We start from the raw sequence: 26,806 nt of genomic DNA, 5'->3' as shown, positions 1-26,806 counted from the left end.
ATTATATCAAAAGGTTGAACCCGCCTTCGGCCAGCGTCTCGCCATTGACCAGAAGATCGACCCGATGATGCCCGGCGAAATGCTTGCGCGTGGTAAAATCCTTCACGGTCTGGCTGATCGACAGGTCGCAAGCCGCACCCGCGGCAAGGTCCAGAACCTTCAGCTTGAACACCTTTCGGCTCGGCGTACCGTTTTTCTTGACGTAATGGACGGCATAGTCGACGATCAGCCGCTGGCTTTCTCCCGCTGTCGAAACCAGTCTGGCCGACAGGGAAATGCGCTCGCCCAACCCGATTTCCGCCGGCGTCACGCGCATGGTTTCAACCTTCACCAGCGGTTTTCCGCTGGCGCCGATCATCGCCAGCGCGCGCGAATCTCCCTTCTTGATCAACGACCTAAGCGCATGCCTGGCGATCCACGCGGTGCGTGTGTCCTCCATCGGCCAGCCGCCGAGACGCTCCAGCATCCACTCCGGATGATCCTTGCCGATGTCGTTCAGATGGTTGGCCACCGACTTGCGCACGTAAAGGCTCGGGTCGCTTTTCAGCCGTTCGAGAATCGGCGCGACCGGCGACGGGTCCTTGATGAGCGCCGGAATCCGCGCCGCCCAGGGCAACCGCGGCCTGCAGCCTTCGCTGGCCAGCCGGCGCACATGCTCGTTGTCGTCGCCGGCCCAGCCTTCCATCACCGCCAAAGTCCGGTTCAGGTCGCGCAGCAAAAACGGTCGGACCGCGAATTCCGATGACCCGAACCGGGTGAAAAAATGCAATGCTTTCATGGAGATGTCGAAATGCTCCGCGCCATGGAGCGCGACATACTCCGACAGCGAGATCGAAGCGAAACCATGGCCGATGCGCGGCGCCAGCGCTTTCAGGACCTCGATATTGGCAGCGAAATCGCCCGGCAGCGCGGCATGCAGGCTGCTCGCAACCAGCCGCATCCGCTGCATGATGCCCAGTGCATCCAGGCCGTCCGTCGCCAGCGCCATGAACTTTTTCGCGTCGAAGTCCTGGCAAACCGCCGCCGTCTCCCGCGCGATGTGCGCCAGCCGCGCCCGGTCAAAAATCTCCTTCAGCGCCGCGGTACCCGTATCCACCTGTTCCTGCATGTCTTTCCGTACCACCGATCAGCCTCGTCGAGGCCCTCGTAGCACGGGCTGCTGCCGGCGATCTGTCAGGAGCGTCCGCCCGATGTCGATATCTGGGATACGGGCAGGCTTCGGGTCAGACCCGGCCGGGGCCGGCCCGACCCGAAACCCTGCAAAAACCTAGCCGTTGGCGGCGACCAGCGCCCTCTCCAGCTTGCCCATGCCTTCGGCCAGAATCTCGTCGGAGATCGTCAGCGGCATCAGGATGCGGATCGTGTTGGCATGCACCCCGCACGACAGAAGCACCAGGCCCTCGGCCATCGCCGCCTGCGTCACCCGCTTGGTCGCGTCGGCGTCCGGCTCCGAGCCTCCGCGTCCCTTCAGCACGTCGAACGCCACCATCGCGCCGGGTCCACGGATGAAACCCATCGGAACCGTATCGTTTCGTTGCGAAATCCGCGCCAGCTCGCCTTTGATCCGCTCGCCGAGCGCGTTCGACCGCGCCAAAAGCTTTTCCTCTTCAATGACGTCCAGCACGGCGAGCGCGGCCGCGCAGGCGATCGGGCTGCCGGCATAGGTGCCGCCCAGGCCGCCCGGCTCCGGCCCGTCCATGATCGCCGCCTTGCCGATGACACCCGACAGCGGGAATCCGCCGGCCAGCGACTTGGCGATGGTCAGCATGTCCGGCTCGACCCCGGAATTCTCGATGCCGAACATCTTGCCGGTGCGGGCAAAACCCGTCTGCACCTCGTCGGCGATCAGCACGATGCCGTGCTGGTCGCAGATCGCCCGCAGTCCCTGCAGCAGTTCGACCGGCGCCGGGTGGAATCCGCCCTCGCCCTGCACCGGCTCGATGATGATAGCTGCGACGTTGACCGGATCGACGTCGGCGCGGAACAGGTACTCGATCGCCCTGAGCGAATCGGCCACCGTCACATTGTCCTGCGGCACCGGGAACGGCACGTGCCAGACGCCGGCCGGCATCGGCCCGAATTTCTTCTTGTAGGGCGCGACCTTGCCGGTCAGCGCGCTGGTCATCAGCGTGCGGCCGTGGAAGGCGCCGGAGAAGGCGATGACATTGGTGCGCCCGGTATAGGCGCGGGCGATTTTCACAGCATTCTCAACCGCTTCCGCGCCGGTCGAGAACAGGATCGACTTCGCCTCGCCCTTGAACGGCGCAAGGGCGTTCAGCCGCTCGCACAGCGCGATATAGGGTTCGTAGGGCACGATCTGGAAGGCCGTATGCGTAAACGCATCGAGCTGCGCCTTGACCGCCGCGATCACCTTCGCATGGCGGTGGCCGGTGTTGAGCACTGCGATGCCGCCGGCGAAATCGATGTAGCGGCGGCCATCCCGGTCCCAAAGCTCGGAATTCTCGGCTCGCTCGGCGAACACCGGATTGGCTGTCGCCACCCCGCGCGGAATCGCGGCGACACGACGGGCCTGGAGCGATGCATTGTTTGACATGATTTCCCTCGAAGATCGGCCTATGGCTACGGCCGGCTAATGCCATTTCGTCCTTGATAGCCGCCAGTATAACGCCGAAGCTGCGGTGTGAATGGCGCAGCAGGAAAAATCCTTTGCGGCCAGCGTGGTGCTATCGCCGAAGGAAGCTCGCCATGCGTGGCAACTCCTACCCAGCCGACTTCGATTGCGCTTGGCTGGCGGCCGACCGTGATAACCGTCTGGCGGTCTTTACCACGGCGGGTTGTGGCCCGGTGCCGGTCGGTCTTCTACATCTGCTCAATCGCGATGAGGGTGACCTGGAACCGCTGATCTACAGGCTGCCTGTAGTGTCGGAGGCGCGTATACTGGAGGCGATGCCTCGTCCGGACTGTTTCATCGCGTTCGCACAACGCGGCTTGTTCGCCTACGATTGGACCGATGTACACCGCCCGGCAATTGCTGAGCGTAATGCCTACGAACTCGTCGCCATACCGGTGAACCCGACTACCGTCGATCGGCTGCCGGATGAACTGGCGCAGCATGCCCGAGACTTGCGGCTGGTCACGAGCCGCTTTGGTGACGCCCGATTTCTCGATGTCCGCCAAGATCTGACTTGCAAATGCCGCGAGTAGACGGACGAGATCCGGCTCAACACGGTTCATCGCGGCCGCGACGGTTGCGCTGTCGCAAAACTAGGCTAAACCTGCGGCGACATCCGATCGGAGGGATTTATGGCCGGAACATTCGTGATTGCGCAGGGCGGCGGGCCGACCGCGGTGATCAACCAGACCATGGTGGGCGCAGCCCTCGAAGTGCGCAAGAAGCATCCCGGCGCAAAGGTGCTGGGCGCGCGGCACGGCGTGCGCGGCATCCGCGACGGCAACTATGTCGACCTGACCGAAATTCCCGAAGCCGAGCTGCGACGCATCGCCGGCACGCCGAGCGCAGCACTTGGCTCCACCCGCGACAAGCCGGACGCCGCCTATTGCGAGGTGGTGCTGAAGGGGCTGCAGAAGATCGATACGCAGGCCTTCATCTATATCGGTGGCAACGACACGTCGGGCACGCAGCAGATCCTGACCGAGGCGTCGGGCGGAAAAATCGCCTTCGTGCATGCGCCCAAAACCATCGACAACGATCTTGAAGAAAACGACCATACGCCGGGCTTCATCTCGGCCGCCGAATATGTCGCCGGCGCCTTCCTCACCGCCGACCTGGATTTCCGGGCGCTGCCCGGCATCTATGTGGCGATCGTCATGGGCCGGCATGCCGGCTTCCTCACCGCCGCCTCCGCCGCCTGGCGGATCGACGACGAGTCGGGACCGCATCTGATCTACGCGCCGGAGCGCGCCTTTTCACCGAAACGCTTCATCGACGACGTGAAGCGCACGCTGGACAAGCACAAGCGCTGCATCGTCGCCGTGTCGGAAGGCGTGACCGCCGAGGACGGCCGTGCGCTGGTCGAGACGCTGGTGCCGCCGGAAAGACTGGAGCGCGACGCGCATGGCAATTTGAAACTGTCGGGCGGCGATCTCGGCATGGCGTTCGAGCATGCGCTGAAGGAAGGGCTTCCGGGCGCGCGCGCCCGCGTCGACGCGCTGGGCTATATGCCGCGCGGTTTTGTCGGCGCGATCTCGAAAGTCGACCAGCAGGAAGCCTTCGATGCCGGCGCCTTCGCGGTCGACATCGCCGGCGAGGGCGGCGGCTCGGTGGCGCTGCAGGTCGAGAACGGCAGGACGGTGCTGCGCAAGGTTCAGCTGATCAATGTGGCCGGCAAGACGCGGCACATGCCCGAGGATTTCCTCGACGCCGCCGGAACCGGTCTCGCGCCGGCCGGCAAGGCCTATTTCGAGCGGCTGGTGCCGAAGAAATACGACGTCGGCAAACCGTTCGTCTGAGAGCCCGCCGAGGCACCGATGTCCCGACACATCCGGCTGCGGCGCTGGCTCTACATCCGCCTCCAGCCGACGGCGTGGCACAGGAAGGGGCTGTCGCGGCTCAACAAGTTCATTGTGCTGATGATCGCCGCCGCCGTGCTGGTGGCGATCCTGGAAAGCGAGCCGACGATCTATTTCGGCCGGGAGAACCTTTTCCTGGGCCTTGAACTGATGTTCGGCTCGATCTTCCTGGTCGAATATCTGGCTCGGCTGTGGACCTCGGCCGAAGACCCTCGATATGGCGGCGGCTTTTTGGGCTATGTCCGCTACGCGCTGTCGCTGCCGGCGATCATCGACCTGCTTGCCATGTCGACGCTGTTCCTCACCTTCTACGGCAATGAAACCTCGATCCTGAGGCTGTTCCGGCTGTTGCGCATCCTGTCTCTGGCGAAACTCGGGCGCTATTCCAAAGCCTTCCACGCCATCGGCCACGCCGTCTATTCGCGGCGCTACGAACTGCTGATGAGCCTGATGATCGCCACGGTGCTGCTGCTCGTGTCGTCGACCCTGCTCTACATCATCGAGGGCGAAGGCCAGCCGGCCGCCTTCGGCTCGATCCCGCGCGCCATGTGGTGGTCGATCGCGACGCTGACCACTGTCGGCTATGGCGACGTGATCCCGCAGACGGCGCTCGGCAAGATGCTGGCCGGGCTGACGGCGATCACCGGCATCGGCCTGATCGCCATGCCCACCGGCATTCTCGCCGCCGCCTTCAGCGACGCCATCCAGCAGCACAGGCTGGCACAGGAACGGGAGCGGGAGGAGCGGGAAGAGCGAGGAACCCGACGCACCGACGAAACTCCGGAAGGACCCGTATAGGCCGGAACAGCCCTACTTCGGCGCGTTGGCCAGAAGCCAGGCTTCCATCTGGTCGATTTCCCGCTCCTGCGCGGCGATGATGTCCTCGGCGAGTTTGCGGATTTCCGGATCCTTGCCGCCGTGCTGGAGCAGGACCTTCGCCATGTCGATCGCCGCCTGGTGATGCGGGATCATGCCGCGCACGAAGTCGACATCGGCATCGCCGGAATATTTCAGCTTCGACATCGCTTCGTGCATGACGTCCATCGCCCGGCGGTAGCCGGCTTCAGCGGCCGATGCCGGCGCGGCGGCGGCCGGATCCGTGGTCATGGTGTGCCCGCTATGATCCGTCTGGGCCAGGGCGATGCCGGCGAATAGGACGACGGCCAGGGCGGAGCCCGCGAGCAACAGGGTCTTGCGCATCAAAAATTCCTTTTCCTGTGTGGGTTGCCGCAAGACATCGCGGCGGCTTTCGTCCCGCCCATCATGGGCGGAAGATGAGGCCGGCATGCGGCCGTTCAGTGATGGTGGCCGGCCAGCCCGTCGAGGATCGGGCATTCAGGCCGGTGGTCGCCGTGGCAGGCGTCCACCAGATGGCCGAGCGTCGCCTTGAGTTCCAGCAACTCGGCGATCTTGCGGTCGATCTCGGTGAGCTTGCTTTCGGCGATCGCCTTGACCTCGGAACTCTCGCGCTGCGTGTCGCCATAAAGCGACAGGAGCTGCCGGCATTCCTCGACGGAAAACCCGAGGCCGCGCGAGCGCTGCAGAAACCGCAGCCGGTGGACATCCGCCGTCGAATAGTCGCGATAGCCGTTGTCGGCGCGGCCGGGGCTGAGCAGGCCGATATCCTCGTAGTATCGGATGGTTTTTGGCGGCAGGCCGGATTTTTCGGCGGCGGTTCCGATGTTCATGGATGGCTCCTAAACTTGGCGCAGGGGACAGTTTCCTTTTTTCGGCCCGCGCGACTTCTGAACTGCTGCGGCCTTTCTGCCGAAAGAAAGCAAACTGTCCCGGCATCTTTCCGCGGCAGTTATCCCTATGCAGGCTAGGGCTTCCACCAAGTGGAAGCTCAAGCCCTTTCACTGCGGCGACGGGTCACAGTTTGAGCGCCCTCAACCTCAGCGCGTTGCCGATGACCGACACCGACGACAGGCTCATGGCGGCGGCGGCCAGCATCGGCGACAAAAGCATGCCGAAGACCGGGTAGAGCACGCCGGCCGCCACCGGCACGCCGACGACATTGTAGGCGAAGGCGAAGAACAGGTTCTGGCGGATGTTGCGCATGGTGGCCTGGCTCAGCCGCCGCGCCCGCGCGATGCCGGAAAGATCGCCCTTGAGCAGCGTGATCCCCGCGCTTTCCAGCGCGACGTCGGCGCCGGTGCCCATGGCGATGCCGACATCGGCGGCGGCCAGCGCCGGCGCGTCGTTGACCCCGTCGCCGGCCATGGCGACCTTCGCGCCGCGGCCGCGCAACTCGTCGACCAGCGCGTGCTTGGCCTCCGGCGTCATGTCGGCGCGCACCTCGTCGATGCCGAGTTTCGCGGCCACCGACTTCGCCGTCAGCGCATTGTCGCCGGTCGCCATGACGATGCGAAGCCCGCTGTCGTGCAGAGCCCGGATCGCTTGCACCGCATTCGCCTTCACCGGGTCGGCGACGGCGACGAAACCGGCGAGCCGGCCCTCCAGCGCGACATACATCACGGTCCTGCCCTCGGCGCGCAGCGCGTCGCCCTGGGCCGCTAGCGCGGCGGTGTCGACCCCGATGTCGCGCATCATCGCGGCATTGCCCAGCGCCACCGTGTGCCCCGCGACAAACCCTTTCACGCCCTTGCCGGTGACCGCCTCGAATGCCGAAACCTTGTCGATGGTCACGCCGCGCTGGCGCGCGCCCTCGACGATCGCCTCCGCCAGCGGGTGTTCGGAGCCCTGCTCCAGCGCGGCGGCAAGGCCGAGCAGCGCGTCCTCGTCGAGGCCGCCGGCCGCGACGACATCGGTCAGCTTCGGCCGGCCCTCGGTCAGCGTGCCGGTCTTGTCGACGATCAGCGTGTCCACCGTCGACAGGCGCTCCAGCGCCTCCGCGTCCTTGACCAGCACGCCGGCCTGCGCGCCGCGCCCCGTCGCCGTCATGATCGACATCGGCGTCGCTAGTCCCAGCGCACAAGGGCAGGCGATGATCAGCACCGACACGGCGGAAACGATGGCGAAGGTCAGGCCGGGCCCGAAGATCGCCCAGACGGCGAAGGCGAGTACCGCGGCCAGCACCACCGCCGGCACAAAATAGAACGAAACCGTGTCGGCCAGGCCCTGGATCGGCGCGCGGCTGCGCTGTGCCTTGGCCACCATCTCGACGATGCGCGACAGCATGGTGTCGGCGCCGACCTTTTCGGCGCGCATCACCAGCGTGCCGTTGCGGTTCAGCGTGCCGCCGGTGACCGCGTCACCCTTGGCCTTTTCGACCGGCAGAGGCTCGCCGGTCAGCATGGATTCATCCACCGCCGAGCGACCGTCGTCGACGATGCCGTCCACCGGCACGCTCTCGCCGGGGCGGATGCGCAGCAGGTCGCCGGCCCGGACCTGATCCAGCGGCACGTCGGTCTCGCTTCCATCCCCACCGATGCGCCGCGCCGTCTTCGGGGCGAGGTCGAGCAGAGCGCGGATCGCCGAGCCGGTGCGTTCGCGCGCCTTCAGCTCCAGCACCTGGCCGAGGAAGACCAGGGCGACGATGACGGCAGCAGCCTCGAAATAGACAGGCGCACCGCCGCCATGGCCGCGCATCTCATGCGGAAAGATGTCGGGGAACAGCGTCGCGACGACGCTGTAGAGATAGGCGGCGCCGACGCCGATCGAGATCAGCGTCCACATGTTGGGGCTGCGGTTGATGATCGAGTCGTAACCGCGATGGAAGAACGGGATCGCCGCCCACAGCACGACGGGCGTAGCGAGCACAAGTTCGATCCAGACGGATGTCCGTTCGCCGAGCCAGTCGCGAAACGGCAGGCCGAGCATCGGCCCCATGGTCAGCACCAGCAGCGGGATCGACAGCACCGCGCTGACCCACAGGCGGCGGGTGAAGTCGACCAGCTCGGGATTGGGACCTTGCTCGCCGGTCGGCACGCCCATCGGCTCCAGTGCCATGCCGCATTTCGGGCAGGAGCCGGGGCCGTCGCGCACCACTTCGGGGTGCATCGGGCAGGTGTATTTCGTGCCCTTCGGCGCGGGCGGCTCGGGCTTCCTTTCGCCGAGATATCTTGCCGGCTCCTGTTCGAACTTTCCCTTGCAGCCGGCCGAGCAGAAATAATGCCCCGCCCCGTCATGCCGCAAAAAATGTTTCGCGCTCGCCCGTTTCACGCTCATGCCGCAGACCGGGTCTTTTGCTTCCAGATATCGGTCGGGGTCGGCCTCGAACTTGGCTTTGCAGCCGTTGCAGCAGAAATGGTAGGCGCGACCGCCGAACTCCAGCGACGGTTTTCCCGCCGCCGGATCGACGCTCATGCCGCAGACAGGGTCGCGCACGACTTCCGGTGCCGTGCCGGCCCCTGGCAACAAACCATTTTGTTGATTCGCGTGATGATGATCCAACGGCGTCGTTCCTGTCCGCATCCTATGTGGTGAGGGCACCGTAATCTTTCCAGTTACTGGAAGGTCAAGCGCTTTTTTCTCGGGGTTTGCGGAGGCCGCAGACTGGTCCAGTTTGCTCGCCCTGCAACGTCGGGTTGACACATCCGGCCGGCCCATCGACCATACCCGCCCCCTCAACAGCCCCAGAAGGAGACCCGATGGCTGTCATACAAGGCACGATCAACGGAGAAACGCTGACCGGCGGCTCGGCTGCCGACTACATCTACGGTTACGCCGGAGACGACATGCTGCTGGGGGGCGGCGGAAACGACTGGCTCGTCGGCGGAACCGGCAACGACACGATGACCGGCGGCGCCGGCAACGACGTCTTTTTCTATGACAGCCGCGGCTTCGGATCCGACACCATCACCGACTTTGCGGTCGGCGACAGGATCGACCTGCGCGGCATCCCGGTCGGCGACCTGGACAGCATCAGGCCCTACATGGCGCAGAACGGCGCCGACGTCGTTATCAGCACGTACTATGCCGGCAATCTCGAACGCATCACCATCAAGAACGCCACGCTGGCCCAGGCGGAAGCCGCCCTGCTGCTGAACGCCAATACCGACCCGCTGACGATCTCCGGCACGATCAGTGCCGATTATCTGTTCGGCGGACGCGGCCAGGACCGGCTTTTCGGCGACAATGGCAACGACCATATCAACGCCAGCGCCGGCGATGACTATCTCAACGGCGGCGGCGGCGACGACCAACTGCGCGGCGGCGCCGGCAACGATTTCTTCGTCTACGGCCAGCGCGGCTTCGGCTCCGACAGGATCGTCGATTTCGCCGTCGGCGACCGGATCGACCTGCGCGGCATGAACATCGGCGATGCGTCCAGCATCAGGCCCTATATGGTGCAGAGCGGGAGCGACGTCGTCATCAGCACCGTCTATGCTGGCAACCTCGAACGCATCACCGTCGAGAACGCCACGCTGGCCCAGGTGGAGGCGGCGCTGCTGCTGAACGCAAGCACCGATCCGCTGACGGTTTCCGGCACGATCAGCGCCGACTACCTGTTCGGCGGACGCGGCCAGGACCGGCTGTATGGCAACAACGGCGACGACCATATCAACGCCGGCGTCGGCAACGACTACCTCTATGGCGGCAACGGCGACGACCAGTTGCGCGGCGGCGCCGGCATCGACAACTTCGTCTATGACGACCGTGGCTTCGGATCGGATACGATCGTCGACTTTGCCGCCTACGACAAAATCGATCTGCGCGGCATGAACATCGGCGACCTGTCCAGCATCCAGCCCTACATGGTGCAGAGCGGGAGCGACGTCGTCATCAGCACCTATTATGCCGGCAATCTCGAACGCATCACGGTGCAGAACGCCGCGCTGGCCGACGTCCAGGCCGCCCTTCTGCTGAATGCCGCCAGCGATCCGCTGACGGTTTCCGGCACCATCAGCGCCGACTATCTGTTCGGAGGCCGCGGCCAGGACCGGCTGTATGGCGACAATGGCGACGACCATATCAATGCGGGCGTCGGCAACGATTACCTCTATGGCGGCAACGGCGACGATCAACTGCGCGGCGGCGCCGGCAACGATCTGTTCGTCTACAACCAGCGCGGTTTCGGCACGGACACGATCGTCGACTTCGCCAGCGGCGACAGGCTCGACCTGCGCGGCATGCATGTCGGCGACATCGGCTCGATCAAGCCCTACATCGCGCAGAGCGGCGGCGACGTCGTCATCAGCACTTACTACGGCGGCAATCTGGAACGGATCATCTTCAAGAATTCTACGATCAGCGCCGTGCAGAACGCCTTGCTCTACGACGCGTCGACCGATCCGCAGACGACTTCCGGCACCATCAGCACCGACTATCTGTTCGGAGGCCGCGGCCAGGACCGTCTCTTCGGCGAGAACGGCAACGACCACATCAATGCCGGCTTCGGCAACGACTATCTCGACGGCGGCAGCGGCAACGACCTGTTGCGCGGCGGCGGCGGCAGCGACGTCTTCGTCTATGGCGAGCGCGGCTTCGGCGCCGACGTGATCGCCGACTTCACCAGCGGCGACAGGATCGACCTGCGCGGCATCCATGTCGGCGACATCGGCTCGATCGATCCCTACATCGTGCAGGACGGCGACGACGTGGTGATCAGCACCTACTATGGCGGCAACCTCGAACGCATCACCGTCCAGAATTCAACCATATCCGCGGTGAGAGCGGGACTGCTGTTCGACGCCGACAGCGACCCGAACACGATCTCGGGAACCATCAGCACCGACACCCTGTTCGGTGGCCGTGGCCAGGACCGCCTGTTCGGAGACGACGGAAACGACCGGCTGATCGGCGGTTTCGGCGACGATTACCTGACCGGCGGCGGCGGCGGCGACCAGTTGTTCGGCGGCGCGGGCGCCGACCGGTTCGTGTTCGATGCCGGCGATTCGCCGACCTCCGGCACCCTCGACCGGGTGATGGACTTCTCGCGCGCCGACGGCGACAAGATCGACCTGAGGCCGATCGACAGCAACCCCGGCGCCCCTGGCGACCAGGCGCTGAGCTATGTCGGCGGCGCCTTCTCGGCCGCCTACCAGGTGCGGATCACCTCGCTCTCCGGCAACAATTTCCTCGTCGAGGTCAATCTGGACACCGACGCAGACCCGGAGATGGCGATCCACGTGGTCGGCAGTGCGTTGAACTCGTCCGACCTGCTGCTCTGAAAGGGCGGACATGAAACAGCGCGAGGCGGCCTCCGGGCCGCCTCCACCGCCGTCATGCCCAACCCTTCTTCTTTCGGAAGAGGACTTCACACCGTGAGGAACTTCCTCACGTCCGGTCGGTCGAGATCTTCCGCCGGGCCTGTGTGCACAACCTGGCCGCGATCCATGATGTTGACCTCGTCGGCGAGTTCGCGGCAGAAATCGAGATATTGCTCGACAAGCAGGATGGCGATGCCGGCGGTGTCTCTGAGATAGCGGATGGCGCGGCCGATATCCTTGATGATCGATGGCTGGATACCCTCGGTCGGCTCGTCCAGCACAAGCAGCTTCGGCCGCATCACCAGCGCGCGGCCGATGGCGAGCTGCTGCTGCTGGCCCCCGGAAAGGTCGCCGCCGCGCCGCGACAGCATCTGTTTCAGCACCGGAAACAGCTCGAACACATGCGGCGGGATGTTGCGATCCGCCCGCTTCAGCGGCGCGAAACCGGATTCGAGATTTTCCTTCACCGTCAGCAGCGGAAACACCTCCCGCCCCTGCGGGACGAATGCGATGCCCGACCGGGCGCGATCGTATGCCGCGCTCCGGTCGAGCGCCTTCCCCTCGAAGGCTATCGTGCCGCTCGTCAGCCGGTGGTGGCCGACGATCGATCTCATCAAACTGGTTTTTCCCACGCCGTTGCGGCCGAGCACGCAGGTGATCTTTGCGGCATCGGCCTTCAGCGAAACGCCGCGCAGGGCCTGGGCGGCGCCGTAGTGGAGGGTGGCGTCCCTGACCTCAAGCATGACCAACCGCCCCAGTCTGGTCCCCCCGCGCCCCCGCCGCCTCGACGGCGGGGGTGGCGGGCCTTCCGGCACGCCAGGGGAGGTTGGTGAAATTGGTGAAGTACGCGCTTAAGCGAGCACCCCTCATCCGCCTCGCTACGCTCGGCACCTTCTCCCACAAGGGGAGAAGGTGGAATTTCGCAGCGGCGCTTCGGCCAATCTCCAACGTTGGCGATTGGCCGAGATGTAGATGCAGCACTCTACCTTCTCCCCTTGTGGGAGAAGGTGTCGAGCGAAGCGAGACGGATGAGGGGTGTTCCAGCTTGGTGGAAAAGCCCCGCCAAAAAAATGATGACATCGGATGAGGGGTGCTCATCTTGGCATCAAACCTTTCCAGACAAACCCGCCACATGACCGTCACCGCCCCAGATAAACTTCGACGACCCGCTCGTCGGCCGAGACAAAATCCAGCGAACCTTCCGACAGGACCGAGCCCTCGTGCAGGCAGGTGACCTTGACGCCAAGCTCGCGCACGAAATGCATGTCGTGCTCAACGACGATCACCGAATGGGTCTTCGATATCTCCTTCAGCAGCCGCGCCGTCTCCTCGGTTTCGGCGTCAGTCATTCCGGCGACGGGTTCGTCGACCAGCAGCAACTTCGGGTCCTGCGCCAGGAGCATTCCGATCTCCAGCCACTGCTTCTGGCCATGCGACAGGTTGGCGGCGAGGTCGTGGCGCCGGTCGCCGAGCCGGATGGTCGCAAAGATCTCGTCGATGCGCCGCTGCTCGTCCGCCGAGCGTTTGTGGAACAGCGCAGGGAAGATCGAGCGCGGCCCCTTCAGAGACAGCACTATATTGTCCTCGACCGTGTGGCTCTCGAACACCGTAGGCTTCTGGAATTTCCGGCCGATGCCCATCATGGCGATCTCGGCCTCGTCGTGTCTGGTGAGGTCGACGTCGCCATTGTAGAAGACCTCCCCGGTGTCGGGCCTGGTCTTGCCGGTGATGATGTCCATCATCGTGGTCTTGCCGGCGCCGTTCGGGCCGATGATGGCGCGCATCTCGCCCTTGTCGAGCACCAGCGACAGATTGTTGATCGCCTTGAACCCGTCGAAGGAGCGCGAGACGCCGTCGAGATAGAGGATGGTTCCGCTCTTCGACATCGCCCTCACTCCGCTGCCGCCGGCTCGGGACCACCAGCCGCGGGCTGCCATCCCTTCTCGGCGCGCGCCGACTCGACAGCCGGCGATACCGGAGCAGGCGGCGGTGTATCGCCGGCCGCGGCCTTGCGACGCTCGCCGCGACCGGCCTTCCACTGGTCGTACATGCCGACGACACCCTTCGGCAGGAACAGGGTGACGAACACGAACAGCCCGCCCAGCGCGAAAAGCCAGTACTCCGGCAACGCGCCCGTGAAGAAGCTTTTGCCCGTATTGACCAGCAAGGCGCCGATGATCGGACCGACGATGGTGGCGCGGCCGCCGACCGCCGTCCACACGACCACTTCGATCGAGTTGGCCGGATCGAACTCGCCGGGATTGATGATGCCGACCTGCGGCACGTAAAGTGCACCGGCAATGCCGGCCATGACCGCCGAGACGGTGAAGGCGAAGAGTTTCACGTTCTCCGCCCGCCAGCCGAGGAAGCGCGTGCGGCTTTCCGCGTCGCGCACCGCCATCAGCAGTTTTCCGTATTTCGAGCCCATGATGCGCCAGGTCACCCACACACCCAATGCCAGCGCCAGCGCACTGGCGGCAAACAGCGCCGAGCGCGTCGTGTTGGCCTGCACGTTGAAGCCCAGAATATCCTTGAAATCGGTCAGACCGTTGTTGCCGCCGAAACCCATGTCGTTGCGGAAGAAGGCGAGCAGCAGCGCGTAGGTCATCGCCTGGGTGATGATCGACAGATAGACGCCGGTGACGCGGCTGCGGAACGCCAGCCAGCCGAAGCAGAAGGCAAGCAGCCCCGGCACCAGCATGACCATAAGGGCGGCGAACCAGAACTGGTCGAACCCGTACCAGAACCACGGCAGTTCCTTCCAGTTCAGGAACACCATGAAGTCGGGCAGCAGCGGGTTGCCGTAGACGCCGCGGTCGCCGATCTGCCGCATCAGATACATGCCCATCGCATAGCCGCCGAGCGCGAAGAACGCGCCGTGGCCGAGCGAGAGGATGCCGCAATAGCCCCAGACCAGGTCTAGCGACAGCGCCAGCAGCGCGTAGCAGAGGTATTTGCCGGTGAGCGCCACCATGTAGGACGGTACATGCAGCGCCGAATCCGGCGGCAGGGCGATGTTCAGAACCGGCACGATGATCGCGATGGCGACCAGGATAAGAATGGTGATGGCGATGCGGCGATCCGCGCCGGCGGCGAAGAACTTTCCGGAGATCATGGTTGGGATCTCCGATAGACGGCGGCGTTGCGCTCCACGCAACACCCCTCATCCGACCTCGCTTCGCGAGGCCACCTTCTCCCACAAGGGGAGAAGGTGGAGCCCTGCCGCAAAGCCTCGGCCAATCGCCGGCGCTGGCGATTGGCGTAGGCCGAAAAGCTAGGCTGCCCCTTCTCCCCTTGTGGGAGAAGGTGGCCTCGCGAAGCGAGGTCGGATGAGGGGTGTTGGACAGAATGCAACGCAAGCCAACTCATGCTTCCACCGCCCGGCCCTTCAGCGCGAACAGGCCGCGTGGGCGTTTCTGGATGAACAGGATGATCAGCACCAGCACCAGGATTTTCCCCAGCACCGCACCGGCATAGGGTTCCAGAAACTTGTTGAGGATGCCGAGCGACAGTGCGCCGACCAGCGTGCCCCACAGATTGCCGACGCCGCCGAAGACGACGACCATGAAGCTGTCGATGATGTAGCCCTGGCCGAGATTGGGCGAGACGTTGTCGATCTGCGAAAGCGCCACGCCGGCGATGCCGGCGATGCCGGAACCCAGCGCGAAGGTCAGTGCGTCGACCCATGGCGTGCGGATGCCCATCGACGCCGCCATGCGCCGGTTGGCTGTGACGGCGCGCATCTGCAGGCCCCAGGGCGTGCGCTTCATGACGAACAGCAGGGCGAAGAACACGGCCAGCGCGAATACCAGGATCCAGAGCCGGTTCCAGGTGATCGAAAGCTGGCCGAGCTCGAAGGCGCCTGACATCCACGAAGGGTTGCCGACCTCGCGGTTGGTCGGGCCGAAGATGGTGCGCACCGCCTGCTGCAGGATCAGGGACACGCCCCAGGTGGCGAGCAGCGTCTCCAGCGGACGGCCATAGAGGAAGCGGATGATGCCGCGCTCGATGGCGAAGCCGACGGCTGCGGCGACGAGGAAGGCGAGCGGCAGGGCGATCGCCAGCGACCAGTCGAACAGGCCAGGCGCCGAGGTGCGGATCACCTCCTGCACGACATAGGTCGTATAGGCCCCGAGCATAACCATCTCGCCATGCGCCATGTTGATGACGCCCATGACGCCGAAGGTAATGGCAAGGCCGATTGCCGCCAGCAGCAGCACCGAGCCGAGCGAGATGCCGTACCAGACGTTCTGGCCGGCGGCCCAGATCGCCAGAGACGAGTTGATGGTGGTGATTGCGGTTGCAGCCGCCTCCTTGAGAGGCCCTTCGGCCTTGGCCTCGAAAGCCGTCAGCAGCGACAGCGCATCGCGGTCGCCCCGCGCCGCCACGACCTGGATAGCGGCCAGTTTGTCCACCTCGGGCAGGTCGGAAACCAGCACCGCCGAAGCGCGCGCCTGCTCCAGCCGCGCCTTGACGCTGGCGACCTGTTCCCTGGCGATGGCCGCGTCGAGCGCTTCGATGGAATTCGGGTCGGGCGCCTTGAACATGGTCTGCGCAGCGGCGAGCCGCGCGGCAGGATCGTCGGCGCCGAGCGTCAACGTGCCGAGCGCATCGCGGATGACGCGGCGCAGCGTGTTGTTGACCTTGACCTTGGTGACTTCGGCCTTGGCCGCCTCGCCGGCATCGACGCCGGTCAGCGGATCGGCTAGCTTCACCGACTGCCCGGCTTCCTTTCCGATGAAAACGGCGGAATCGGATTTGCGGAAATAGAGATCGCCCTCCGACAGTGCCGTCAGCGGCTTTTCCACTGCGGGGTCGCCGGACGCCACGAGCTCGCGGACAACCGCCTCGGTTTCTTGGAAATTCTTCGCCGTCGCGAATTTGGCGACGGTTGCACGCAACGCGGCTTCGTCGGCGGAGGCGGGGGAAAGAAATGAAAAAAGCGAGAAGAAAAACAGAAGAACTCCACTGAAGACGTTCCTTCGCACCCCCCTCTGTCCTGCCGGACATCTCCCCCTCAAGGGGGGAGATTGGTCAATCGCCGACCTCGCCACAGCCAATCTCCCCCCTTGCGGGGGAGATGTCCGGCAGGACAGAGGGGGGTGCGAAGGAACGCTGCAAGTCATTACAAACAGGACCTTTGGGAGAGAATGCCCCAGGCGGGTCAGGGAGAACCCCGCCCGGGGTCTTTGCGCAGTCGCTTGGGAGGATGCGCTTAGTTCACGCCTTTGCCGCCGCACTTGCCGGTGGCGACATTGAAGTTGCCGCAGGACATCGGTGCGCGCCAATCCGAGATCAGGTCCTTGGAGTCCGCCAGATAGTCGGACCATTCGTCGCCGACCACGAGGCCGGAGGTCTGCCACACCGTTTCCATCTGGCCGTCGGCCTGGATTTCGCCGATCAGCACCGGCTTGGTAATGTGGTGGTTCGGCATCATGGTGGAGAAACCGCCCGAGAGGTTCGGAACGGAGACGCCGATGATGGCGTCGATCACTGCGTCCGGATCGGTGGTGCCGGCCTTCTCGACCGCCTTGACCCACATGTTGAAGCCGATGACATGGGCTTCCATCGGGTCGTTGGTCACGCGTTTCGGATTTTTCGTGTATTCCTTCCACTTGGCGATGAAGTCGGCATTCTCCGGCGTGTCGACCGACTGGAAATAGTTCCAGGCGGTCAGATGGCCGACCAGCGGAGCGGTGTCGAGGCCGGCGAGTTCCTCCTCGCCGACCGAGAAGGCGACGACCGGAATATCCTCGGCCTTGATGCCCTGGTTGGCGAGTTCCTTGTAGAACGGCACGTTGGCGTCGCCGTTGATGGTCGAGACGACCGCCGTCTTCTTGCCGGCCGAGCCGAAATTCTTGATGTCGGTGACGATGGTCTGCCAGTCGGAATGACCGAACGGCGTGTAGTTGACCATGATATCTTCCTTGGCCACGCCCTTGGACTCGAGATAGGCCTGCAGGATCTTGTTGGTCGTCTGCGGATAGACGTAGTCGGTACCCGCCAGCACCCAGCGCTGCACCGAGCCGCCTTCCTCGCTCATCAGGTAGTCGACGGCGGGAATGGCCTGCTGGTTCGGAGCCGCACCCGTGTAGAACACGTTGCGCTGGCTTTCCTCGCCCTCATACTGGACGGGGTAGAACAGCAGATTGTCCAGTTCCTCGAACACCGGCAGCACCGATTTGCGCGACACCGAGGTCCAGCAGCCGAACACGGCCGCGACCTTGTTGACGGATATTAGCTCGCGCGCCTTTTCGGCAAACAGCGGCCAGTCGGAAGCCGGGTCGACGACCACCGCCTCCAGTTTCTTGCCGAGCAGGCCGCCCTTCTTGTTCTGCTCGTCGATGAGGAACAGCATCGTGTCCTTCAGCGTCGTCTCGGAAATCGCCATCGTGCCCGACAGCGAATGCAGGATGCCGACCTTGATCGTGTCGTCCTGCGCCATGGCCGGTACGGCCATGCTCAAGCCGGCCGCCAGCGCCCCCGCCGCGAACAGACCTTTTATGGTTGTTTGAATACCCCTCATATGGACACCTCCGGAACTGGGTTGTTGCACCGCAGCAAGCGATGCAACCCCCGTGCCAGTTGCGGGGAGCGGCTTGGTCCACCGGGATTAACGAATTGTTTACAGTCGTTTACCGCACCATTCCTGGGTTTGGGCGCGCAAGCTCCTTGCGCGGCTAACCATCACCGTGAGATTTTTTTGCACACGAGCAGCGGAGTGATGCCTATTTTTGCACCACCGTATCATCGATGGTTATTTCTTAGGCAAACGACTGTCGCGCTGCGAGTAACAATCTTTGGCAGCTGGCAACAGACAGCAACAAGCGGCGCGTCGCAGCGCGGCCTTCAAGAAATTACGTCGGCTTGCAGAACCTGCCTGCGGCGAACGTGGAAGGTCACGCAGCGGCTTGGCGGCGCTCCGGGAACAGATCCAGCAGTCCCTCTCGCGAAGCCTTGGCCACGCCGCGCTCGGTGATCAGCCCGGTCACCAGCCGCGCCGGCGTCACGTCGAAGGCCGGGTTGCGCGCCGGCGTCGCGTCGGGCGAAATGCGCACCTGCGCGATCTCGCCGTTGCCCGCTCGGCCCCAAACCAGCGATACCTCGTCGGCGGAGCGTTCCTCGATGGGAATCTCCTTCAGCCCGTCCGCGACCGTCCAGTCGATCGTCGGCGACGGTAGCCCGACATAGAACGGCACGCCGTTGTCGGCGGCGGCAAGCGCCTTCAGATAGGTGCCGATCTTGTTGCAGACGTCGCCGTTAGCGGTCGTGCGGTCGGTGCCGACGATCACCATGTCGACCTCGCCGTGCTGCATCAGATGCCCGCCAGCATTGTCGACGATCAGCGTATGCGGCACGCCGTGCCCCGCCATCTCCCAGGCTGTCAACTGGGCGCCCTGGTTGCGCGGCCGCGTCTCGTCGACGAAGACATGCACCGGAATGCCGGCTTCCACCGCGAGATAGACCGGCGCCGTCGCCGTGCCGTAGTCCACAGTGGCCAGCCAGCCGGCATTGCAATGGGTCAGAATGTTCACCCGCTCGCCCGGCTTCTTGCGCGCCGCGATGTCCTGGATGATTTTCAGGCCATTGCGGCCGATCGACCGGTTGAGCTCGACATCTTCATCGGCGATCTCGGCGGCGCGCCGATAGGCGGCCTTGGCCCGTTCGGAAGCCGGCAAAGTTTTCAGCACGCGCGTCATCTCGTCCAGCGCCCAGCGCAGGTTGATGGCGGTCGGCCGCGTCTCGTGCAGCTTGTGCCAGACGGCCTTCAGCGCTTCGTCCGAGGGATCGTCGAGCATCTGCAGCGCCACGCCATAGGCCGCCGTCACGCCGATCAGCGGCGCGCCGCGCACCCACATGTCGCGGATGGCGGTAGCGATGCCATCGACCGTATCCACGGTCTCGACGCGAAAAGCGTGCGGCAGCCAGCGCTGGTCGATGATGTCGACCGAGCGTCCGTCCTTGTTCAGCCAGATGGTGCGGTAGTGTGTGTCGCCGACCTTCATAGGGCAGGCTCCTTCTCGATCAGCTCAGCCAGATTGTTGACTTCCTCGATGCCGTGGATGTTGCGGCGGTTGACGACCAGATGCCGGCCGAAACGCAGCGCCTTGGCCTCGCAGGAGGCGCGCAGATCGGCATCCTCGATCGCCTCGAAATCGGCATTGTGGGCTAGTCCAAGAATGCGCCGGTGGCACTCGACGCCGGCGAACCCCAGCATGTCGTCGAACAGTTGATGCAGCACATGATCCAGCGCCTGCTCGGAGGCGAGCCTGTCGCCCTGATCCTCGAACAGGCTCTTCTGGTAGAGGATGCCCGTGCGCTCGGTGCGCCACAGATGGGAGAATTCGGCCCGAAAAACCGACCACGCCTCAATCACCACGCCGAGCAGGTAGGTCCGCATCGCTTCCCGGTCGCCCGGCGCCTTCTCGTGGCCGCGCTGCGAGAAGAAGGCCATCCAGAAATTCGCCAGCGCCATGCCGACGTCGAAGGCCATCGGCCCGTAGAAAGCGAATTCCGGGTCGATCATCCGCGTATCGGCCTCGGTCACCATGATCGAGCCGGTATGCAGGTCGCCATGCACCAGCGTCTCGGCGTTGGCGGCGAACAGATGTTTCAGCCGCTGCGCCTCGACCTTGAGGTCGCGGTCGGCGCGCAGTTCGGCGACCAGCGGATCGAGTTGCGGCGAGGTATGCCGGTTGAGCTTTGCGTCGAAATACGGATCGGAGAAGACGAGGCTTTCGGTGATGTCGCACAGCTCGACATTGTCGGCAAACAGCGCCAGGTCAGCCTTGCGCTGGCGCGTCTCCATGTGGAAGTCGGAGCCGCGGAATAGCGTGCGCGCCATGAACAGGCCGAGGTCGCGGCCGACCTTTGGATAGATGTTGCCGGCAATCAGGCCGCGCCGCAGGATGATGTGCGGCGACAAAAACTCCATGACGATCAGCGCCTGGCCCTCGTCGAAATGGAAAATCTTCGGCGTCGAGCCCGGATTGCGTGCCTCCTGCCGCGTCAGCGCGTGATATTCGAAGAAGGAGCGCTTCAGCGGCAGCGGCCAGGAATCGCCGACCAGCCGGACATAAGGCAATGCCTGCTTCACCACCACGCCGCCTGCCGGCCCCTCGACGATGAAGACGAGATTGAGGTTGCCGTCGCCGACCTCGCGCACCCGCCAGGCGGCCGTATCGGCACCAAGCCGCGACCGCATGGCCTCCAGGCCGCCGAGCCGCGCCGGCAGCGTCTCCACCGTCAACGCCTTGAAGGCATCATGTGCCGTCATCTATGTCCTCCCGCTCATCGGCTTTCGGCACGATAGCACGCGGCGGCAAACTAGGAACGCCGCTGGCAATTGTCAATGACGATGACAATTGCTGCCGACGCCCTCAATCGTCAAAATCGTCATCGGAATCATGCTCAAGATAAGGATCGTCCTGAGCGTGGTGACGAACGAGCAAAACCAGGATGTCACCGTTTGGCGTGATCCTGTAGTCGAAGATGTAATTTCCTTTCACCCACCGTCGAATACCTTCCAACGGCGTACCGCGCAGCAGACCAAGATCACCTCCGATCATCGGGTATTGCTTCAGAAGCAGGGTCACGTCCGCCACATCCCGGACGAACTGGCGCGCCGCGTTGCGGCTATGTGCGTTCAGATATCGCTTCTCCTTTCGAATGAATTCGGCGGCGAGCGGCGAGTATCTGATCAACGGGAGCCTGCCTTGAGAAACTCAAGGTCGGCGGAAAGCTCGTGAAGCAGCAGTTCGGCGTCAACGGACTCGTGCTCGGCTGATTGCTGGGCTGCAGCGAGGTCAAGCAAATATTGCCCCTCCGTTGCCAGATACCGCCGCAGCGCACGGACGATCACCCAGCTCCGCTTGCGATCCAGGGCGCCCGCAATCTGGTCGACCTTTTCCAGAACATCGGTGGGCATGCGGAGCGCGACCGGATCAGACAGTTGAGCAGTCATCATCGAAACCCCAAGGTTTACACTGTTTACAGTGTAAACCTTGGGCATCCTCGTGGCAACAGGCCTACCGCAGCGTCGCCGCGATGTTGCCGCCGTCGACGGTGGTCACGTCGGCGGTGGTGCGCTCTGCCAGCGCGTGGTGCAGGAACGCTTGCGCGACGTCCTGCGCCGTCACTTCCTGTCCAAGCAGGTTGCCCGACATATAGTCCTTCTCGGAAAGACCGCGCGCCCTGGAGCGGCTGGCGATCATGTCGGCGGTCAGGAGGCCGGAGCGGATGCGGTCGGCGTTGACGGCGTTGGAGCGAATGCCGAGCGGGCCATATTCCAGCGCGTACTGGCGCGACAGGAACAGTGTCGCCGCCTTGGGCAGGCCGTAGGCGCCAAACTTCGCGCCGGGATTGATCGCCTGCTTGCTGGTGTTGAACAGAAGCACGCCGCCCGTGCCCTGTTCCTTGAAGATGCGCACGGCGTTCTTCGCGGCGTTCTGGTGGGCGAAGAAGTTGAGCTCGAAACTTTTCCGCAACAGCGCGTCGTCGAGATCGCCGATGACGCCTTCCCAGGCCGCGCCAGCGTTCGACACAAGGATATCCAGGCCGCCATAAACCTCGACCGCCCTGTCGAAGGCCGCTCGCAACGCCATGGGATCGGTGATGTCGCAGCCGACGCCGATGGACTGGTTGCCGGCCTTCTTCGCCGCCTCGGCGGCGCGCTCGGCATCGAGATCGACCACCACCGCATGCGCGCCATAGTCGGCAAAGAGTTTTGCCGTTGCCGCGCCGATCGCGCCGGCCCCGCCGGTGACCAGCACCACCTGCCCGGTCAGCGGCTTCGGCTTGTTGGCGGCGAGCTTGGCCTGCTCCAGCGACCAGTATTCGAGTTCGAACAATTCGCTGTGCGACAGCGGCTGGAAAGTGCCAACGGCTTCTGCGCCCCTCACCGCTTCGATCCACATCTCGCCGACATCGGACGCGATCTTGGCATCCTTCAGCGTGCGGCCATGGCCGAACATGCCGAGCCCCGGCACCAGCGACAGGCGCGGCATAGGGTCGAGCATGGTGCGCTTGACGTCGTCGCGCGCGTCGTTGCTGGTGAAATAGTCCTCATAGTCCCGGGCGAAGCCTGCGACCCTCTCTCGCACCGCCGTCTCGAAACCCTTGAGGTCGCCGGCGTCCGGCGCGGAGAGCACCATCGGCCCGGTCTTGATGCGGATCGACAGGTCCGGCGTCGACACGCCGGTTTTTGCAAGCGCCTCCAGCCTTGGCCCGCCGAGGAAATCAAGGATTGCCGGCGAGGTACGGAAATCGCTGATCATCCGGTCGAAACGGCCCTCGCCTTTCGAAACCGCGACGGCCCCGCGCAGCATCGAGGCGATGTCGGCGGGTTTTGCGAGATTGGCAGGCAAAGCGGCCGGCTTGCCCGCCGGCTTGCCTTCACGGGCAACGAATTCCTCCGCAAGCGTAACCGCGTCGATCATCCGGCCATAGGCCTCCTCAGCGGTATCGCCGAAGGTAAAAATACCATGCTTGTCGAGGATCAGGCCGATCACCGACGTGTCCTGCTCGAAAACCTCGGCCGCTGCCTTGGCGAGATCGAAGCCGGGCTTGATGTAGGGCACGAACCCGAACGTCTTGCCGAACACCTTTTCGCAGATCGGCTGGCTGTCGGCCTGGTCGATCAGCGACAGGATGGCGGTCGAGTGGGTATGGTCGACGAACTTGTGCGGCAGGAAGGCATGCAGCAGCGTTTCCACCGAAGGGTTCGGCCCCGACGGATCGATCAGATTGGCGCGCTGCAGCGACACCATGTCCTCGTCCGAAAGCTTGTCTAGCTTGCGCGCCTTGAGCAGCGGCTTCAGCTTCACCGCCGGCAGGCCCTGCGGCTCGATAACGCCCATGTCCCAGCCGCTGCCCTTGACGCAAAGCACGTCCCACTCGTCGCCGACGAGGTCGGTCATGGTCTGCTTGACCGAGGTATTGCCGCCGCCATGCAGCACCAGCCTCGGATCACCGCCAAGCAGCCGGGTCGTGTAGACACGCAGCGCCAGCTCGCGCCCGACACCCTTTTTAGCATAAGCCTCGACCAGCTTTTCAGCCTCGGCGTCATTCCACAAGTTCTTCATCGTCTTCGTCCCAGTGTCGGTTTGATCGTTTCGGTGGCGAATGATCGGCAGCGATAGCAGCCGATCATGACCGCCGTTCATTCAGGTTTCACGCCTCGGCCCGGCACGAGCGTGGTCGAGAAGCCGCCGCGCCATGCCGACGCCCAGCACCAGATGCGTGCAGAGCCCGCCGGCCAGCGCCGCCTTCAGCGGCTCGAACTTGCTGTCTTCCTGCACCACCACCAGCCGCTTCGGGATGGCCCGCAGCGATCCGATGTCGGCGGAGATGAGGCGGCGGTTGTAGTCGCAGTCGAGCGATGCCCCCTTGCCGTCGATGATCCGCCCGGCGACCACGCCGGCAGCCCCGGCTGCATGCAGGTCACGCAACTCGTGGAGCTCGATGGCGCCGCATTTCACGATATGGCTGTCCGCGCCGACGGTGCCGACAGAAAAAAGCGCCAGGTCGCAGGTCTGTATGCTGTCGAGATGCTCGCGGATCACCGGCTCGGCGCGCAGCAACGACGCCAGTTCCTCGCTGCTCAGCACCAGCGGGGCATAAAAGTTCAAGCCCTTGGCATTCAGCCGCCGGGCGATCTCCATCGTGCATTCGTCGGGCCGGTAGGAATAGGGCGCGCCGAGATTGCCGCAAAGCTGTACCACCGTCACGCCCTGCAGGTCGGCATGCGCCATCTGGTCGGCGATCGTATAGATCGTTCGCCCCCAGGCGACGCCGATGCGGGCGCCGCGCCCGATCAAGCCGAGGAAAACAGTGGCAGCCACCAGCGGCACGTCGGCGGTGGGGTCGGAGGAGTGCGTGCTGTCCGGCACCACCCAGACCCCGTCGAGCTTCAGCGCGTCCTCAAGTTCGCGGGCGAGAACGTCGTCGGCGAAAAGCTGGGTCGAGGTCGAGATGGTGACGATGCCGGTGTCGCGCGCCTTGCGCAGATACATGGCGACCGATGCCCGCGAAATGTTCAGCTCGCGCGCCACCTCGTCCTGCCGCAAGCCGTGCGAATAGTAGAGCCACGCAGCTTTGTGTATGATCTGGTCCGCCGGACGGATGGGCATTTTTCCTCCGGTTTCGACAATAGTCACACGCGCTGACAAAAGTCAAATTGCCGCAAATGGCCGGCGTGAACCCAGCCGTCGGTGAAGACGAACGCCTCCTCCCATCAACCGGATATGACCTCCAGCGCGAGGCGCGATTCCGGAGAGAGAGGGGTCGGCTTGCGCGTTTTGCGGTCCACATGAACGTGGACGAAAAAGCCCTCGGCCGCCGCTTGTTTCTCGTCATTGCGGAACAATCCGATCTCATAGCTCACCGAGGACGTGCCGAGTTTCGCCACACGGATTCCAGCCGTGACGAGGTCCGGGAAGGCCAGTTCGGAATAATACCGGCAGCCGGTCTCGACCACGAAGAAGACGTTTTGTCCGTTGCGAAGGTCGATGAGTCCATTCTCGACCAGCCAGCCGTTCACCGCCGTGTCGAACAGCGAATAATGGACGACATTGTTCATGTGGCCGTAGATGTCGTTGTCCATCCAGCGGGTCTGGATGGTGCGGAACAGACGATAGTCGCCGCGGGCGGAAGGCTTGTTCCGATCGCTCATTCGTCCTCCCTGTATCTTGTCATGCCAGACCGATCGCCGCTCAGGCAGCCCGCTTCGCCCTCGGCCGGCCGACGCTGGTATAGGTGAAGCCGTATTTCTCGACCTCTTCCTGCTTGTAGATGTTGCGCAGGTCGACCAGCACCGGCGCGTTCATCGACTTGCGGATGCGGTCGAGGTCGAGCGCCCGGAATGCATCCCATTCGGTGACGATGACCAGCGCGTCCGCGCCCTCCGCGATCGCGTAGGGCGATTTTCCGAAATCGACGTTTTCCAGCAGGGCCTTCGCGCCGTCGATGCCTTCCGGATCGTAGGCGCTGACGCGCGCGCCCCCATCCTGCAGCGCCTGGATGATCGCCAGCGACGGCGCCTCGCGCATATCGTCGGTGTTCGGCTTGAAGGTCAGCCCGAGCACGGCAACGCGCTTGCCGCGCACGTCGCCGCCACAGGCGGCCATGACCTTGCGGGCCATAGCCCGCTTGCGGGTGTCGTTGACCGCGACGGTGGTCTCGATGAGGCGGACGGGGCTCGCCGCGTCCTGCGCCGCCTTGACCAGCGCCAGCGTGTCCTTGGGAAAGCACGAGCCGCCGTAACCCGGGCCGGCATGCAGGAATTTCGCGCCGATGCGCTGGTCGAGCCCGATGCCGCGCGCCACGTCCTGCACGTCGGCGTCGAGCGCCTCGCAGAGGTCGGCCATCTCGTTGATGAAGGTGATCTTCATGGCGAGATAGGCGTTGGCGGCGTATTTGATGAGTTCGGCCGAGCGGCGCGACGTGTACATGATCGGTGCGGCGTTGAGGTAGAGCGGGCGGTAGACCTCGGCCATGATCGCCTGCGCCCGCTCGTCGTCGATGCCGATAACGATGCGGTCGGGCCGCTTGAAGTCTGAGATCGCCGCGCCCTCGCGCAGGAACTCCGGATTGGAGACCACCGCGAAATCGGCGTCCGGGTTGGTCTCGCGGATGATGCGCTCGACCTCGTCGCCGGTGCCGACCGGCACGGTCGATTTCGTGACGATGACGGTGAAGCCGCGCAGCGCGCCGGCGATCTGCCGGGCGGCGGCATAGACGTGGCTCAAATCGGCATGGCCGTCGCCGCGCCGCGACGGCGTGCCGACCGCCATGAACACCACCTCGGCGCCGCCGATCGCCGCGTTAAGGTCGGATTCGAAACTGAGGCGCCCTGCCCGCAGATTGGCCGAGACCAGATCGCCCAGACCCGGCTCGTAGATCGGGATCTTTCCGCCGCGCAAGGCGTCGATCTTGCCGAGATCGCTGTCGATGCAGACGACCTGGTGTCCGAAATCGGCGAAACAGGCTGCCGAGACCAGTCCGACATAGCCGGCACCAACCATCAATATACGCATAGACTACCTTCTCTCGGATGAGGGCATGCTTCCCCGCAAAGCCTGCCCACGCGGTGGGCGGCGCATCCCTACGCCGGATCGACGCACCGGCCAACAGAAACATTTGCCGCGTAATTTCCCATGCGAATGCGACAATGGGATAAACGTCGGGGCCTATCGATCCGC

At 64.3% G+C, this 26,806-nt stretch carries 22 protein-coding genes; 4 read left to right on the top strand and 18 right to left on the bottom strand.

Features of this window, described 5'->3' with window-relative positions; translation table 11 throughout:
• Position 1: 1 nt before the first annotated feature.
• Entirely contained in the window at positions 2–1,108 is a 1,107-nt protein-coding gene (locus ACSBOB_RS05440) for a DNA alkylation repair protein (protein ID WP_442583646.1), read from the bottom strand.
• Between the two features lie 159 nt (positions 1,109–1,267).
• On the bottom strand, positions 1,268–2,554 hold the full coding sequence (gene gabT, locus ACSBOB_RS05435) for a 4-aminobutyrate--2-oxoglutarate transaminase (protein ID WP_442581438.1): 1,287 nt from the start codon (positions 2,552–2,554) through the stop codon (positions 1,268–1,270).
• Positions 2,555–2,706: 152 nt separating this feature from the next.
• Here gabT and ACSBOB_RS05430 point away from each other — a divergent pair, with 152 nt between their 5' ends.
• The 3 genes from ACSBOB_RS05430 to ACSBOB_RS05420 all read left to right on the top strand — a co-directional run bounded on the left by ACSBOB_RS05430 (position 2,707) and on the right by ACSBOB_RS05420 (position 5,289).
• Positions 2,707–3,165, top strand: a complete 459-nt coding sequence (locus ACSBOB_RS05430) for a hypothetical protein (protein WP_442581437.1) — start codon at positions 2,707–2,709, stop codon at positions 3,163–3,165.
• A gap of 99 nt (positions 3,166–3,264) precedes the next feature.
• Entirely contained in the window at positions 3,265–4,431 is a 1,167-nt protein-coding gene (locus ACSBOB_RS05425; RefSeq protein ID WP_442581436.1) for a diphosphate--fructose-6-phosphate 1-phosphotransferase, read from the top strand.
• Between the two features lie 18 nt (positions 4,432–4,449).
• Complete coding sequence (locus ACSBOB_RS05420; protein ID WP_442581435.1) at positions 4,450–5,289, top strand: potassium channel family protein; 840 nt, start codon at positions 4,450–4,452, stop codon at positions 5,287–5,289.
• A gap of 12 nt (positions 5,290–5,301) precedes the next feature.
• Here ACSBOB_RS05420 and copM read toward each other — a convergent pair whose 3' ends face one another.
• From copM to ACSBOB_RS05405, 3 genes are all read right to left on the bottom strand, one after another.
• Positions 5,302–5,691: a CopM family metallochaperone gene (gene copM, locus ACSBOB_RS05415; RefSeq protein WP_442581434.1), complete on the bottom strand. Its 390-nt coding sequence runs from the start codon at positions 5,689–5,691 to the stop codon at positions 5,302–5,304.
• A 95-nt stretch (positions 5,692–5,786) separates the two neighbouring features.
• Positions 5,787–6,179 (bottom strand): Cu(I)-responsive transcriptional regulator, encoded by a 393-nt coding sequence (gene cueR / locus ACSBOB_RS05410; protein ID WP_442581433.1) that lies wholly within the window; start codon positions 6,177–6,179, stop codon positions 5,787–5,789.
• A gap of 184 nt (positions 6,180–6,363) precedes the next feature.
• On the bottom strand, positions 6,364–8,868 hold the full coding sequence (locus ACSBOB_RS05405) for a heavy metal translocating P-type ATPase (RefSeq protein ID WP_442583645.1): 2,505 nt from the start codon (positions 8,866–8,868) through the stop codon (positions 6,364–6,366).
• 176 nt (positions 8,869–9,044) lie between these two features.
• Here ACSBOB_RS05405 and ACSBOB_RS05400 point away from each other — a divergent pair, with 176 nt between their 5' ends.
• A complete protein-coding gene (locus ACSBOB_RS05400) occupies positions 9,045–11,567 on the top strand; it encodes a hypothetical protein (protein ID WP_442581432.1) in 2,523 nt (840 codons plus the stop codon).
• Between the two features lie 86 nt (positions 11,568–11,653).
• Here the strand turns inward: ACSBOB_RS05400 and urtE are convergent, their stop codons facing one another.
• The 13 genes from urtE to ACSBOB_RS05335 form a co-directional block, all read right to left on the bottom strand.
• Positions 11,654–12,349, bottom strand: coding sequence for an urea ABC transporter ATP-binding subunit UrtE (gene urtE, locus ACSBOB_RS05395; RefSeq protein WP_442581431.1), 696 nt, complete (start codon positions 12,347–12,349; stop codon positions 11,654–11,656).
• Positions 12,350–12,745: 396 nt separating this feature from the next.
• Positions 12,746–13,492: an urea ABC transporter ATP-binding protein UrtD gene (gene urtD / locus ACSBOB_RS05390; protein ID WP_442581430.1), complete on the bottom strand. Its 747-nt coding sequence runs from the start codon at positions 13,490–13,492 to the stop codon at positions 12,746–12,748.
• Positions 13,493–13,497: 5 nt separating this feature from the next.
• Positions 13,498–14,721, bottom strand: a complete 1,224-nt coding sequence (gene urtC / locus ACSBOB_RS05385) for an urea ABC transporter permease subunit UrtC (protein ID WP_442581429.1) — start codon at positions 14,719–14,721, stop codon at positions 13,498–13,500.
• A gap of 250 nt (positions 14,722–14,971) precedes the next feature.
• Positions 14,972–16,507 (bottom strand): urea ABC transporter permease subunit UrtB, encoded by a 1,536-nt coding sequence (gene urtB, locus ACSBOB_RS05380; protein WP_442581428.1) that lies wholly within the window; start codon positions 16,505–16,507, stop codon positions 14,972–14,974.
• A 314-nt stretch (positions 16,508–16,821) separates the two neighbouring features.
• A complete protein-coding gene (gene urtA / locus ACSBOB_RS05375) occupies positions 16,822–18,132 on the bottom strand; it encodes an urea ABC transporter substrate-binding protein (RefSeq protein WP_442581427.1) in 1,311 nt (436 codons plus the stop codon).
• Between the two features lie 373 nt (positions 18,133–18,505).
• Positions 18,506–19,612 (bottom strand): S-methyl-5-thioribose-1-phosphate isomerase, encoded by a 1,107-nt coding sequence (mtnA, locus tag ACSBOB_RS05370; RefSeq protein ID WP_442581426.1) that lies wholly within the window; start codon positions 19,610–19,612, stop codon positions 18,506–18,508.
• Positions 19,609–20,883 carry an S-methyl-5-thioribose kinase gene (mtnK, locus tag ACSBOB_RS05365; protein ID WP_442581425.1) on the bottom strand — a complete coding sequence of 425 codons (1,275 nt, stop codon included), beginning with the start codon at positions 20,881–20,883 and terminating at the stop codon, positions 19,609–19,611. The genes mtnA and mtnK overlap by 4 nt, the downstream gene beginning before the upstream one ends.
• Positions 20,884–20,986: 103 nt before the next feature.
• Positions 20,987–21,310: a type II toxin-antitoxin system RelE/ParE family toxin gene (locus tag ACSBOB_RS05360; protein WP_442581424.1), complete on the bottom strand. Its 324-nt coding sequence runs from the start codon at positions 21,308–21,310 to the stop codon at positions 20,987–20,989.
• Complete coding sequence (locus tag ACSBOB_RS05355) at positions 21,307–21,573, bottom strand: CopG family ribbon-helix-helix protein (protein ID WP_442581423.1); 267 nt, start codon at positions 21,571–21,573, stop codon at positions 21,307–21,309. Before ACSBOB_RS05355 ends, ACSBOB_RS05360 begins: the two co-directional genes overlap by 4 nt.
• Before the next feature lie 61 nt (positions 21,574–21,634).
• Complete coding sequence (locus ACSBOB_RS05350) at positions 21,635–23,689, bottom strand: bifunctional aldolase/short-chain dehydrogenase (protein ID WP_442581422.1); 2,055 nt, start codon at positions 23,687–23,689, stop codon at positions 21,635–21,637.
• Between the two features lie 81 nt (positions 23,690–23,770).
• Positions 23,771–24,736 carry a sugar-binding transcriptional regulator gene (locus tag ACSBOB_RS05345; RefSeq protein ID WP_442581421.1) on the bottom strand — a complete coding sequence of 322 codons (966 nt, stop codon included), beginning with the start codon at positions 24,734–24,736 and terminating at the stop codon, positions 23,771–23,773.
• Between the two features lie 104 nt (positions 24,737–24,840).
• A complete protein-coding gene (locus tag ACSBOB_RS05340; RefSeq protein WP_442581420.1) occupies positions 24,841–25,278 on the bottom strand; it encodes an acyl-CoA thioesterase in 438 nt (145 codons plus the stop codon).
• A 40-nt stretch (positions 25,279–25,318) separates the two neighbouring features.
• Positions 25,319–26,641, bottom strand: a complete 1,323-nt coding sequence (locus ACSBOB_RS05335) for a UDP-glucose dehydrogenase family protein (RefSeq protein ID WP_442581419.1) — start codon at positions 26,639–26,641, stop codon at positions 25,319–25,321.
• Positions 26,642–26,806: the final 165 nt, after the last annotated feature.

This window comes from Mesorhizobium sp. KACC 23794, assembly GCF_052180275.1.
Taxonomy (GTDB): Bacteria; Pseudomonadota; Alphaproteobacteria; order Rhizobiales; family Rhizobiaceae; genus Kumtagia.
This window is presented reverse-complemented; position numbering and strand designations above follow the sequence as displayed.